The sequence below is a fragment of the Janthinobacterium sp. NKUCC06_STL genome (assembly GCF_019345455.1).
Classification (GTDB): domain Bacteria; phylum Pseudomonadota; class Gammaproteobacteria; order Burkholderiales; family Burkholderiaceae_D; genus Janthinobacterium; species Janthinobacterium rivuli.
Map to the genome: position 1 here is coordinate 53,384 of NZ_JAHKQY010000006.1, position 11,846 is coordinate 65,229.

The 11,846-nt window shown below is 61.7% G+C and carries 13 protein-coding genes; 5 read left to right on the forward strand and 8 right to left on the reverse strand.

Annotation, left to right across the window (positions count from 1 at the left end; all coding sequences use genetic code 11):
- Nucleotides 1–36: 36 nt before the first annotated feature.
- Nucleotides 37–939, forward strand: a complete 903-nt coding sequence (locus tag KO539_RS19085; protein WP_219310942.1) for a LysR substrate-binding domain-containing protein — start codon at nt 37–39, stop codon at nt 937–939.
- 67 nt (nt 940–1,006) lie between these two features.
- Here the strand turns inward: KO539_RS19085 and KO539_RS19090 are convergent, their stop codons facing one another.
- The 4 genes from KO539_RS19090 to KO539_RS19105 all read right to left on the reverse strand — a co-directional run bounded on the left by KO539_RS19090 (nt 1,007) and on the right by KO539_RS19105 (nt 3,577).
- A complete protein-coding gene (locus KO539_RS19090; protein ID WP_219310943.1) occupies nt 1,007–1,879 on the reverse strand; it encodes a hypothetical protein in 873 nt (290 codons plus the stop codon).
- Between the two features lie 19 nt (nt 1,880–1,898).
- Entirely contained in the window at nt 1,899–2,687 is a 789-nt protein-coding gene (locus tag KO539_RS19095) for a hypothetical protein (RefSeq protein WP_035825364.1), read from the reverse strand.
- Nucleotides 2,677–3,189, reverse strand: a complete 513-nt coding sequence (locus KO539_RS19100) for a hypothetical protein (RefSeq protein WP_035828715.1) — start codon at nt 3,187–3,189, stop codon at nt 2,677–2,679. The genes KO539_RS19095 and KO539_RS19100 overlap by 11 nt, the downstream gene beginning before the upstream one ends.
- A 94-nt stretch (nt 3,190–3,283) precedes the next feature.
- Nucleotides 3,284–3,577: a DnaJ domain-containing protein gene (locus tag KO539_RS19105; protein ID WP_219310944.1), complete on the reverse strand. Its 294-nt coding sequence runs from the start codon at nt 3,575–3,577 to the stop codon at nt 3,284–3,286.
- Between the two features lie 162 nt (nt 3,578–3,739).
- On the opposite strand from KO539_RS19105, the gene KO539_RS19110 reads away from it, so the two are divergent.
- From KO539_RS19110 to KO539_RS19120, 3 genes are all read left to right on the forward strand, one after another.
- On the forward strand, nt 3,740–5,506 hold the full coding sequence (locus KO539_RS19110; protein WP_219310945.1) for a glutamine--tRNA ligase/YqeY domain fusion protein: 1,767 nt from the start codon (nt 3,740–3,742) through the stop codon (nt 5,504–5,506).
- A gap of 216 nt (nt 5,507–5,722) precedes the next feature.
- Nucleotides 5,723–7,582, forward strand: a complete 1,860-nt coding sequence (locus KO539_RS19115) for a CHASE domain-containing protein (protein WP_225243424.1) — start codon at nt 5,723–5,725, stop codon at nt 7,580–7,582.
- 188 nt (nt 7,583–7,770) lie between these two features.
- Entirely contained in the window at nt 7,771–8,484 is a 714-nt protein-coding gene (locus tag KO539_RS19120) for a hypothetical protein (protein ID WP_219310946.1), read from the forward strand.
- An 87-nt stretch (nt 8,485–8,571) separates the two neighbouring features.
- Here KO539_RS19120 and KO539_RS19125 read toward each other — a convergent pair whose 3' ends face one another.
- From KO539_RS19125 to KO539_RS19140, 4 genes are all read right to left on the reverse strand, one after another.
- Nucleotides 8,572–8,811 carry a hypothetical protein gene (locus KO539_RS19125; protein ID WP_029496207.1) on the reverse strand — a complete coding sequence of 80 codons (240 nt, stop codon included), beginning with the start codon at nt 8,809–8,811 and terminating at the stop codon, nt 8,572–8,574.
- 242 nt (nt 8,812–9,053) lie between these two features.
- The gene (locus tag KO539_RS19130; RefSeq protein ID WP_219311247.1) at nt 9,054–9,323 is read right to left on the reverse strand and encodes a hypothetical protein; all 270 of its coding nucleotides are present in this window, start codon (nt 9,321–9,323) and stop codon (nt 9,054–9,056) included.
- 167 nt (nt 9,324–9,490) lie between these two features.
- Nucleotides 9,491–9,751 carry a hypothetical protein gene (locus tag KO539_RS19135; RefSeq protein WP_219310947.1) on the reverse strand — a complete coding sequence of 87 codons (261 nt, stop codon included), beginning with the start codon at nt 9,749–9,751 and terminating at the stop codon, nt 9,491–9,493.
- Nucleotides 9,752–9,834: 83 nt separating this feature from the next.
- Nucleotides 9,835–10,752, reverse strand: a complete 918-nt coding sequence (locus KO539_RS19140) for an SDR family oxidoreductase (protein WP_219310948.1) — start codon at nt 10,750–10,752, stop codon at nt 9,835–9,837.
- A gap of 12 nt (nt 10,753–10,764) precedes the next feature.
- Between KO539_RS19140 and KO539_RS19145 the strand changes: the two genes are divergently transcribed.
- Nucleotides 10,765–11,790 carry a CDP-6-deoxy-delta-3,4-glucoseen reductase gene (locus tag KO539_RS19145; protein ID WP_035825350.1) on the forward strand — a complete coding sequence of 342 codons (1,026 nt, stop codon included), beginning with the start codon at nt 10,765–10,767 and terminating at the stop codon, nt 11,788–11,790.
- Nucleotides 11,791–11,846 lie beyond the last annotated feature (56 nt).

Here is an 11,846-nt window from a genome sequence, read left to right on the forward strand (position 1 = left end):
TCAAGGCCCAACTCATACTTTTAAAATATTACTTATATGGAACTGCGCCACCTGCGTTACTTTGTCGCCGTCGCCGAAGAGCTGCACTTCACGCGCGCGGCCGAGCGCCTGCACATCGGCCAGCCTCCGCTGAGCCAGCAGATCCAGGCGCTGGAAGCGGAATTGGGTGCGCAGTTGTTCGAGCGCAACAAGCGCTCCGTGCGCCTGACAGAAGCAGGCCGCCTGTTCCTCGACGATGCGCGGCGCATCCTGGCCCTGTCGGAACAGGCAGCCGTGACGGCGCGCCGGGCACAGCGGGGCGAAGCGGGTGAGTTGCGCATCGGTTTTACCTTTTCCACGCCGTTCACGCCGTATTTCGCTACAGTCATCAACCGCTACCGCCAGCAGTTTCCGCACGTCACCTTGACCTTGCACGAGATGGCGACCCTGCATCAGCTGGAAGCGATCAGCGGCCGCACCATGGACCTGGGCTTCGTGCGCCCGCCGGAAACGACGTATCCGGACGATATCCGCCTGACGGAGTTGCGCAAAGATCCGCTCTTCCTCGTGCTGCCTGTCGCCCACGCGCTGGCGGCCAAGGATGCGATTGCCATTGCCGACATGGCAGGCGAAGGCTTTGTCATGTACCCCAAGGATGCGGGCACGGGGATTTATCCGCAGATCTTCCGCCTGTGCAAGGCGGCCGGCTTCGTGCCCCAGGTGGCGCAGGAAGCGGGCGAGGCGTCGACCATCATCGGCCTGGTGGCGGCCGGCTGCGGCATTTCCGTGCTGCCCGCCTCGTTCGACCGCATCCGCATGGATGGCGTGTGCTACCGCCCGATCGCCGACCCGCAGGCGACGACCAGTTTATTGCTTGCACAAAGGGAAGAAGAGACGTCGCCGCTGGTGGCGGCATTTGTAAAACTGGCCGAGGAAGCGGCCATGGAAGAGAAAGAATAGGCCGATGAGGTCGGCGTAGGTCGGCGCAGGTCGGATTAGCCCGTAGGGCGTAATCCGACACCAGCGGTCACGAATAATCCGCATCCAGCTCCGAACCCGCATAATTTTCCAGGTCCTCGAACAGGCTCTTCATGCTGGCCCGCGTGAGGATTTTATGCACGACGGTGCAGCTGCGGCGGTACGACTCTATGCGGTCGAGCAACACGGGGTGATGCTGCACGGGCACCTTGGCCACCAGGGCGGCCCAGCCTTCCTCGAAGTCGGGCTTGTTCTTGCGCACGGAACGCACGAAGCGTTCAAACTCCTTCTGACCCGTGCGCGCGATGATGCGCCCGCCGCCTTCGATGGCAAAGATGATGGCCAGGGCGATGACGCCCTCGGCATTCAAGTCGCTGTCGCTGACGGGACCGTTGTCGTGGTGACGGCGCAGCCAGCCGGCCAGGCGCACGACGGCTTGCACTTCCTTGCGCTGTTGCAACTGCACCGCATACTTTTCATAGCCGGCCCAGTTCTGGTTCGGGTCGGCCTGGCAAATATCGATGAACAGCTCGCGCAGGCGCCGCTGCAGGTAGACGGGGTCCTGGTCGTATTCACCCACCAAGGCGTCTTCTGGCAGTTGCGACAATTCCTTGATCAGGCGAAAGCCCACCTGGAATGCATGCTCGGCGCCGTGCTCGACGAGGAAGTCGAGGGCGGCCTGGTCGCCTTCATGCGTGACGGCCTGCTCCAGGCCCAAGGACACGCCACCCACCGTCAGGTACAGCGCTTTCTGGATGCCGTCGGCCGTGCGTTCATTCGTGAACTTCTCGGCCACCATGGCCGTGATGCCCGTCAATTCATCGGCCAGATCCAGCGCCGCGTCCTCGCGCGGGTCGCCCGGCAACAGTTTGATGGCGCGCACCAGGCGCGGAAGATTCTCTACAACAATTGCTGGCAGCATTAGACGTTCCCTGCTTTCATTACGAGAAAATGCCCGTGCCCAGGCTGCGGCGCGTGCTGGAGCGTGGCGCGCTGCGCGTGCTCGGCACTTGTTTGCGCAGGCGGTACAGCAATTCCTTGGTGCTGCGCTGCAACATGGTCGGCTCTTCGTCCGGGTCGTCGGAGTATTCCGCGTCAGCCAGGTCGGCGCTGTGGCGGAAGTCGGGGAACAGCTCGAACAGCGAGCGGTCCCAACCGTCCTCATTCGCTTGCGCCAGCTCGATGGCCAGCGGCACGACGTCGTTGTCGGACGAGGTCACGCCCGTCACATACGGTCCCTTGATGACGATTTCGCCCGCCACTTCGAGGATTTCCTTCGGCGCCATCGAGAACAGGATGGCGAACGCCGTGGCGCCCCAGTCGGTGGCCGATGCTTCCAGCAGCAGCTCGCGGCGGCGCTCGGCGTCGTCGGTGGAAAACACCACGCCGTGGATGTGCGCGAACAGCGACTCGGCGATGCGTTCCGGATCGTCCTCGATCTGGTCGTCGCTCCACGTGGCGGCGATGAAGGCCAGGCTGTCGGCCCAGGCCTTCGGCGGCACCAGCAAGGTGGCCAGCGACATCTTGCCGCCATCAAAACCGGCCAGATGCAGGGCCGTCACTTGCGGCGGGATGGCGCTCAGCACTTCCACCACGGCCAGATCGCCATACTGGTCGGCCGCGTCGGCAAACGCCTGCTCGGCGTGGCCCAGCGAACCGGACAGTACCAATTCCGTGACCTGTTTCGTCAGCGCGGGCAGGTTACTCTTTTGTTCCGTGTTATCGGCCATGGTCATCTCCATCCTGGTCAAACATCTGGGCAAAATCGTCGGTGGCTTCGTCTTCGTCGTGATCGTCGTCGCCGTCGTCATTGGCGGCCAGCTGGTCGAGCGACTGGTCGTCGTCGTCCCACAGGCGCGGGTTCTTGTGCAGGAAAGCCGTGATGATGGCCTGGCGCGCCAGGTCGGGGAAGCTCTCTTCGATGGCGGCGTACATCTTGGCCGCTTCCGGCGCGGCGCACGCGGCCATGGAAAACACGCGGGCCGTATCGCCGAATTCGTAGTCTTCGCTTTCGGCCAGCAAGCCTTTCGGGTCGCTGAACGTGATGTGATCGACCAACGCGAAGGCCAGCATATTCACGTCTTCGATGCCGCCGCCGCTCGCGTATTCGCCGACCAGCGCGTCGACCATGCTTTTGTAGTTCTTGCGGTTCGGCGGGTCGCCGAGGATGCCTTCGATCTGGCCTTCCAGCTCGCGCGACTGGTACGCGAATTCAGGGTGTACTCTTCTCATGCTGTGCTTTCCAATGTGATGCGCGGCGCTGGTAAAAGCGCCGTTGTTGTTGTTTTTCAAATCATTCGGGCTGGCCGGGCGGCCGCCGGCAGGCTTAGTCTGCTGGCAGAACGGTGCCGTGCAGGCGGAACACGCCGCACCACAGGGCATAGGCTTCCGCTTCCGGGTCGATGATGATGCGGTGGTTCACGCTCTGGTCATATTCGGCGCGCTTGGCCGGGTCGGCCAGGATTTCATACGCCTTGGTCACGCTCTTGAAGCGCGCCTCGGCGCCGGCGGCCTGGTTGCGGTCGGGGTGGAAGCGCATGGCCAGCGAACGGTAAACCTTCTTGATTTCATCGTCGCTGGCATTGGGCGCGACACCGAGGACGTTATATAAATTTTCCATAAATGGCTCCGGGGTCACGTTTTGTTTGCTAATTAAAGGCGAATTATCCTATAGAACGGCGTCGGCGTCGCTTGCATGCCGGGAAATGGGGCCAAATACGTGCTTATAAAGCGCTTGCGGTACGGTAAAATGCTTTTTACTGTCACTCTTCCGCATTGATCAATGAGCAACGATAAACCGAATACCGCCGCGCCAGCGCTGGCGCCCAATTTCTTGCGTAACATCATCGAAGCCGACCTGGCCGCCGGCGCCCACGTGCGTCCCGGCCTGCCCCAGGTGATCACGCGTTTCCCGCCGGAGCCGAACGGCTACCTGCACGTGGGCCACGCCAAGTCGATCTGCGTCAACTTCGGCCTGGCGCGCGATTACGCCGGCCAGTGCAACCTGCGCTTCGACGATACCAATCCGGCCAAGGAAGAGCAGGAATACGTCGACACCATCATGGATAGCGTGAAATGGCTGGGCTTTGACTGGGAGCCGAAGCAGGCCGATGGCCAGAGCCACCTGCATTACGCGAGCGACTATTTTGACCAGCTGTACGCGATGGCCGAGTACCTGATCACGGCCGGCTTTGCCTATGTGGACAGCCAGAGCGCCGAAGACATGGCCGCCAACCGCGGCAATTTCGGCCAGGCCGGCAAGAATTCGCCGTTCCGCGACCGACCGCGCGACGAATCGCTGGCCCTGTTCCGCGCCATGAAGGCGGGCCAGTTCAAGGATGGCGAACACATCCTGCGCGCGAAGATGAGCGAAGATGCCATGAGTTCGCCGAACATGAACTTGCGCGATCCGGCCATCTACCGCATCCGCCACGCGCATCACCACCGCACGGGCGACGCCTGGTGCATCTATCCGATGTACGACTACACGCACCCGATCTCGGATGCGCTGGAAAACATCACGCATTCGATTTGCACGCTGGAATTCCAGGATCACCGTCCGTTCTATGACTGGCTGCTGGAAACCCTGTCGGCCGGCGGCTTCTTCGCCAAGCCCGTGCCGCACCAGTTCGAGTTCTCGCGCCTGAACCTGACCTACATCGTCACCAGCAAGCGCAAGCTGCGCCAGCTGGTGGAAGAGCACATCGTCGACGGCTGGGACGACCCGCGCATGCCGACCCTGGTGGGCATGCGCCGCCGCGGCTACACGCCGGAAGCGATTCAATTGATGTGCGAACGCACGGGCGTAACCAAGTCCGACGGCTGGATCGACTACAGCGTGCTCGAAGGCTGTTTGCGCGAAGATCTGGACCCGAAAGCGCCGCGCACGGTGGCCGTGCTGCGTCCATTGAAACTGATCATCGACAATTTCCCTGAAAACGAGAGTGTGGAATGCACGGCGCCCGTGCATCCGCACTTTCCCGAGCGCGGCTTGCGCACCTTCCCCATCTCGCGCGAGCTGTGGATCGAGGAAGACGACTTCATGGAAGTGCCAAATAAAGGCTATTTCCGTTTGTATCCGCCGATCGACGACAAGCCGGGCAGCAAGGTGCGCCTGCGCTATGGCTATGTAATCGAGTGCACGGGTTTTGACAAGGATGAAAACGGCAAGGTCATCGCCGTGCATTGCACCTACTTCCCGGACAGCAAGTCGGGCACGGAAGGCAGCGCCAATTACAAGGTCAAGGGCAATATGCACTGGGTCAGCGCGCCGACGGCCATTCCCGCCGAAGTGCGCCTGTACGACCGCCTGTTTACGGACCCGCAGCCGGACGCGGGCGGCAAGGACTTCAAGCTGGCCTTGAACCCGCTGGCCAAGGAAGTCGTGCAAGCGTGGCTGGAACCGGGCGCGGAACTGGCCCAGCCGGAACAGCGCTTCCAGTTCGAGCGCCACGGCTACTTTGCGGCCGACCGCGTGGACAGCCAGCCTGGCAAGCCCGTCTTCAACCGCATCGTCACCCTGAAAGACAGCTGGCAGCCCGCCAAATAAGGCGCGCATGCCCTCACCCAAAAAAACCGCTGCGGCGGTTTTTTTTCGTTTCAACCATATATATCACCTGAGAATATTGCCAGTTGACTATATTCACGATAATTTTGTATATTAGGCAGCTATTGAGCAATTTACAATGTCGATGGCGCTTCTACAACGCAGTCCAGCCTCCGCCGCCCAGGCGGCACCCGATTCCTCTTCCTGATGCGGATGGCGATGTCTTCTACTGCCGGCGAACACCCCTTATCTGTTGAAAAAAGACCGCTGTGGCTGCTCGGCTTTGTGATGTCGATGATGGTGGGCCTGTTGTTCTACATGGCAGCCTCGCTGTCGATCGAAAGCGATGCCAGCGAACAGTTCAACAATCTGGCGCGCAATACCCAGAAAAGCATCGAATCACGCACCAAATCGTATGCCAACCTGCTGCGCGGCACCGCCAGCCTGTTCCACGCCAATGCGCACGTGAGCCGCGAGCAATTTCACCGCTACGTGGCAAACCTCGCGCTGCAACAGAACTATCCGGGCGTGATGAATCTCAATTACAGCCAGGAACTCGACGAGACGCAGCGTGCCGCCTTCGAAGCGGCCATGCAACACGACTATCCACCCGGGCGCGACGGCTATCCAGCGTTTGCCATCCATCCGCCTGCCCCGCGCGCCCATTATTCCGTGCTCGTCTACGTCGAACCGATCGCCAGCGCCCCGGATAAGTATGGCTATGACATCGCCTCGCGCCCCTTGATCGCCGCAACGCTGGCGCAGTCGCGCGATTCCGGGAACGTCAGCAATTCCGGCATGCCCGTACCGATGGAAGGCCGCCCCCAATTGACGGCCATGGCCATGCGCCTGCCCGTGTACCGCTTCGGCATGCCGGTCGCTACGCTGGAGCAGCGGCGCGCCGCTTACCAGGGTTCCGTCGGCATCGGCTACGACCTGGTGTCGATGATGCGCAGCGCCCTGGCCGACATGCCGGTACGCAACGTCCGCCTGACCGTGTTCGATATCGGCCCGCAGGCGCCGGAACAGCCGGACTTGCCGCTGCAGTTGCCGCACGACATGCGCCCCATCTTCGACAGCACGACGGCGGGCATGCATGCGCCATGGTGGCAGCCCGGCAGCTCGGGCCGCTATCTGAGCAGTACGATGCTGATCGAACACAATGGCCGCGCCTGGCAAGCGCTGTTCAGCGTGCGCAAGAGCGACCTGTATTCACGCTTCGACGCCTTCCTCCCGTGGCTGGCCCTGCTGATCGGCTGTGCCAGCACCATGCTGCTGTATATGCTGTTCCACACCCTGGCGTCGTCGCGCCGACGCGCCATCCAGATGGCGACGGGCATGACGGAGGAATTGCGCGCCAGCCAGATCCGCCTGCAGTTGTCGCACCAGAAACTGCGCCGGCTGGCGGCCCACGCCGACCAGATCAAGGAAGAAGAACGCAAGCGCATCGCGCGCGAAATCCACGACGACCTGGGACAGAACCTGCTGGTGCTGCGCATCGACGCCGACATGCTGGCCTCGCGCACACAACGCCGCCATCCGCGCCTGAACGCCCGCGCCCGCTCGACCCTGGAACAGATCGACGCCACCATCAAGAGCGTGCGGCAAATCATCAACGACTTGCGCCCTACCGTGCTGGACCTGGGCGTGAATGCGGCCGTCGAGTGGCAGGTGGCGCAATTTCGCCAGCGCACGGGCATCGCTTGCGAAGTGAACGAAAGCCATGACGACATTTGCCTCAGCGATCAATGCGCGACGGCCCTGTTCCGCATCCTGCAAGAATCGCTCAGCAACATTTCCCAGCATGCGAATGCCAGCCGCGTGCAAGTCAAGCTGGAAAAGTGCCGCGATACGGTGTCGATGAGCATCAGCGACAACGGCGTGGGCGCGGCCATCGACGGGCGCAACAAGCTGGGCTCGTTTGGCCTGGTGGGGATCGAGGAACGCATCAAGTTGCTGGGGGGCACTTTTTACATCGAAAGCAGCCCCGGCGCCGGCATGAGCGTGCATGTCAGCGTGCCGCTGGGCGCTGACGCCACGGCGTTTCCCTACCAGGAAGAAAGCCGGGCCAGCAGCTGACAGGCGCGCGCCCGCATGAAGCAAGCTCAGCTTGCAAATTTCGTAATTAGATGCAATATTGATGTAGAACAACTCAGCGCCCGCCCGCCATGGGCCAGGCATTCCTCGACCACTTGCCAGGAGTACACAGCCGCCGCTTTCCCTTGCTTCACCGTATTTCCCACAACGCTCTTTACAAAAGGACATTCATGGATACGAACGACAGTTTCAAGGCAATTGCAGATTTGAATTTGGACGCGATCAAGGTCAAGCTGATGCACCGTGAGTCAGGCGAAGGATGGAGCCTGGAGAAGGCGAATGCGGTGGAATTCGAATACCGCCGCTTCCTGATCCTGATGAAACAATTTCCACAAGAAGAGACGGCACCGTTGATGGACGTCGATACCTTCTGGCACTACCACATCCTCGACACCCTGAAATATGCGGCCGACTGCGAACAGGTGTTCGGCTACTTCCTCCACCACTTCCCGTACATCGGCTTGCGCGGCGAAGACGACGAAGCGGCGCACCACCGCGTGGGCGAGCGCATGAAGCAATTGTATGAGCAAACGTTCGGGGAAGATTATATCCGCGCAGAAACGGCGTATTCGGGGCGTGCGGTACAGGCGGGGTATTCGGGACGGGCAGTACAAGCGGCGTATTCGGGACGGGCTGTGCAAACAGCATTTTCCAGTGCGGCGGTACAGGCGACGGCTTACTCGGGCCGGGCCGTGCAGACGGCGTTTTCCAGTGCGACGGTACAGGCGACGGCGTATTCGGGCCGCGCGACCGGGGTTGCCAGCACCGCATTTTCCAGCGCGCCTGCCTCATTGACGGCAGCGGTGGTCAAGTCGTCCTCGACTAGCCAGGAAATGGGGCGTTTCTATGTCGATCGTCCGGTACTGAACCGCGACGCGCAATAGAAAAGCGGAAAACAGATGTGGCTGCCGCACGCGGCAAGCCTGACTTACCCAGACGGCACCTCTCAGTTTGCCGTCTGTCAGGCGCTCTTAGGCAGCCATCAACTCGCGCAATTCACGAATGCTGAAATCGCTGATTTCATGCATGCGGATAAGGATCGTGGCGCCGATCGGCAAGGTATTGTGACGAATCTTGCTGATGACCGGTGGCGCCACTTCCAGAGCTCGCGACAAGGCGGCATCGTTTTTCAGTTGCAGCTTGTCGATGATCGCGTCGAGGACGCGATTCGGGTTGTAGGTAGGCAAAGAGGTAATTTGTTTGAGAGACATGATCAAAAATCCGTACTTGTTGTATTAGAGCAATAAGAAACCGAATGTCTCTTCTGCAATAATTCAGGGTAAACACACTAAAAAGCGCCATCACTTATGCGGCTTTTACGCCGCAAACAATATAATACACGCTATTGTTGATTTTTGCGTAACTTAAAGCAAAATTGTGATAATTGAAGAGAATTGACGCACTTGGAATGTGCTAGAGGATAACTCAAATCGGGAAAGTTTGCTGCACGTCATCAATTTTTACGATGAGCAACACCGCTATGCATGAGCCAGGCTATCGCCATGAGGGTGCTCAGGCGGGCCATGTCGGCGGATAAATGCCAGCCTTGCACGGCCACGCCGGCCGGAGTGGCGGGAAGGCAAATGCGAGGAACATCGTCCACGCGGCACCAGGCCAGTTGCCGGCGAATTTCATCGGGTGGTGGCGGCGGCTGCAGCGCACGTTCGCGCCGGCGCATATAGGCGCGCACCTGTTCCTTGCTGGGGTGACTCGTCGCTCGCATGGCTCGCTCCTGCTGACGGGAAACAGCGTCACGCTCTGCAGAGCTCGCCACAAGAGCCCAGACGCGTGACGACATCGCTCACCATATCGCCAGCGCGCCATGGCACGTTTGCGCTGCATCAAATGGCAAGGCCCCGGCGTTGCGCCGAAGCCCGTACTGCCCCATCCTTACTTCTTTTGCTGGCGCACGCGCTGCTGCTGTTTTTCCTGCGTTTGCTGGCGATTCTGCTTGCGCTCGAACAGGGTGACCGCATCTTTCTTGGCTTGCTCGGCGATACGCATTTCCTCATGCGCATCGTGCGGGACAAAAAATTCGGCGTCCTGCGCCGCCACCACCAGCTTGATGGCGGCCTCGTCGTCGAGGTCGTACAGTTCCGTCAGGACGGTGGTGACCTCGTCCAGGTATTCTTCGTAAGTGAGGGTGCTCATGCTGTAGTCCTTAAGTGAGTGGCGCAGCGCGGGAACGGCGCGCTGCGCGCCGGCCCAGCAAAGTGCGCAGATAACCGGCCATTTTACCTGATGCCGGCGCCATCGGCTGACAGCGACTGCAAGGCATCGGCCACGCGCGCGTAGCGCAGGCGCACGCCCAGCTCGCGCTTGAGGCGCGCATTGTGCAGGCGGCGCGACTCGGACATGAACGACAGCAGCATCGGCGTAACCACTTGCCGCAGTTCGGCACGCGGCAGGCGCGGCGGGCGTGGCAAGCCGAACGTGTCGGCCACGGCGTCGAAATACTCGGCCATCTTGAGTTCGCTGTCATCGCTGGCGTGATACACGCGTCCCGGCTTGCCCCGCCACAGGGCCCGCTCGATGATGCGCGCCAGGTCGTCGGCATGGATATGGTTGGTGTAGACATCGTCGCTCGCGGCCAGGGCCGGCGTGCCTTCGCGCAAGCGCTTCAAAGGCAGGCGGTCGTCCGCATAAATGCCGGGCACACGCAGGATGGCCACGCTGGCGCCGCGGCGCGCGCCCCAGCCGCGCAAGACCTGTTCCGCGTCGACGCGCCGCTTCGCGCGCGCATTGGCCGGCGCCGTCGGCCGTGTTTCATCGACCCAGGCGCCGGCGCAATCGCCATATACGCCGCTGGTGCTCACATACACCATGCGGGCATGCTCGGGTAAAATGGCGGCCAGATTGCGCGTGCGCTGGTCCAGCAAGCCCGACGACCGAGGCGGCGCCAGATGCACGATCATCGTCGCCAGTCCCGCCAGCCGTTTCAGGCTGGCGCGGTCGTCGAGGTTGGCCACGATGGGCACGGCGCCGGCTTCCCGCAACTGCGCGCAGCGCGCTGGCTGGCTGGTGACGGCAAAGACGCGAAAACGCGCCGCTAGCTGCGGCAGCAGCCGCATGCCGACGTCGCCGCAGCCCAGGATCAGCAAGCGCGGCAAGCCTGACGGCTTGCGCAAAGAGTGCATTAACATATTTTTCATCTCAAGGATTGTATGACTTTTCAAATTACTGTTCAGCCCAGCGGCCACCAATTCAGCTGTGAAGCGGACGAAACCGTCCTGTCGGCAGCGATACGCGCCGGCGTCGGCCTGCCGTACAGCTGCAAAAGCGGCGCCTGCAGTTCCTGCAAGGGCAAGATCGTCTCCGGCAACGTACAGCATAAGCCATACCAGGCCCGCTCCCTGACGGAAGATGAAGCGGCCGCCGGCTATTCGCTGCTGTGCTGCGCCGTGCCCCAGGGCGACCTCGTGGTGCAGGCGCGCGAAGTGGCGGGCAGCAGCGACTACCCGATCAAGAAAATGCCGTCGCGCGTGACCACCATCGAGAAAGTCGCTCCCGACGTCGTCGTGCTGACCCTGCAATTGCCAGCCAGCGAGCGCCTGCACTACCGCGCCGGACAGTATATCGAAATCATGCTACGCGACAACAAGCGCCGCAGCTACAGCATGGCCAGCGCGCCCGTCGAAGGCGGCCCGGTCAGCCTGCACATCCGCCACATGCCCGGCGGCCTGTTCACCGACCAGGTGTTTGGCAGCATGAAAGAGCGCGACATCCTGCGCTTCGAAGGCCCGATGGGCACCTTCTTCCTGCGCGAAGACAGCGACAAGCCTATCGTGCTGCTGGCCTCGGGCACGGGCTTTGCCCCATTGAAAGCCATCGTCGAGCACATGATCAACGAGCAATCGCCGCGCCCGATCACCCTGTACTGGGGCGGCCGCCGTCCACACGACCTGTACATGGATGCGCTGTGCCGCCAGTGGGCCGCCGACTTGCCGCAGTTCACGTATGTGCCCGTCGTCTCGGACGCCTTGCCGGAAGACGCGTGGGAAGGCCGCACGGGCTTCGTGCACCAGGCCGTCATCGCCGACTTGCCGGACATGTCCGCGTATCAGGTGTATGCCTGCGGCGCGCCCATCGTCGTCGAATCGGCCAACCGCGATTTCGTGCAGCTGTGCCAGCTGCCAGCCGACGAGTTTTACGCGGACGCCTTCACCACGGAAGCCGACCTGGCCAAGTAAGCGTCACCTTCCAGACAGCGGGGCGCGGCTGGTGCGGCGCCCGCTGCCGCCACCGC

Coding starts and splice junctions, on each gene's coding strand:
- KO539_RS19085 (WP_219310942.1), top strand. CDS start 37: ATGGAACTGCGCCACCTGCGTTACTTTGTCGCCGTCGCCGAAGAGCTG.
- KO539_RS19090 (WP_219310943.1), bottom strand. CDS start 1,879: ATGCTGCCAGCAATTGTTGTAGAGAATCTTCCGCGCCTGGTGCGCGCC.
- KO539_RS19095 (WP_035825364.1), bottom strand. CDS start 2,687: ATGGCCGATAACACGGAACAAAAGAGTAACCTGCCCGCGCTGACGAAA.
- KO539_RS19100 (WP_035828715.1), bottom strand. CDS start 3,189: ATGAGAAGAGTACACCCTGAATTCGCGTACCAGTCGCGCGAGCTGGAA.
- KO539_RS19105 (WP_219310944.1), bottom strand. CDS start 3,577: ATGGAAAATTTATATAACGTCCTCGGTGTCGCGCCCAATGCCAGCGAC.
- KO539_RS19110 (WP_219310945.1), top strand. CDS start 3,740: ATGAGCAACGATAAACCGAATACCGCCGCGCCAGCGCTGGCGCCCAAT.
- KO539_RS19115 (WP_225243424.1), top strand. CDS start 5,723: ATGTCTTCTACTGCCGGCGAACACCCCTTATCTGTTGAAAAAAGACCG.
- KO539_RS19120 (WP_219310946.1), top strand. CDS start 7,771: ATGGATACGAACGACAGTTTCAAGGCAATTGCAGATTTGAATTTGGAC.
- KO539_RS19125 (WP_029496207.1), bottom strand. CDS start 8,811: ATGTCTCTCAAACAAATTACCTCTTTGCCTACCTACAACCCGAATCGC.
- KO539_RS19130 (WP_219311247.1), bottom strand. CDS start 9,323: ATGCGAGCGACGAGTCACCCCAGCAAGGAACAGGTGCGCGCCTATATG.
- KO539_RS19135 (WP_219310947.1), bottom strand. CDS start 9,751: ATGAGCACCCTCACTTACGAAGAATACCTGGACGAGGTCACCACCGTC.
- KO539_RS19140 (WP_219310948.1), bottom strand. CDS start 10,752: ATGAAAAATATGTTAATGCACTCTTTGCGCAAGCCGTCAGGCTTGCCG.
- KO539_RS19145 (WP_035825350.1), top strand. CDS start 10,765: ATGACTTTTCAAATTACTGTTCAGCCCAGCGGCCACCAATTCAGCTGT.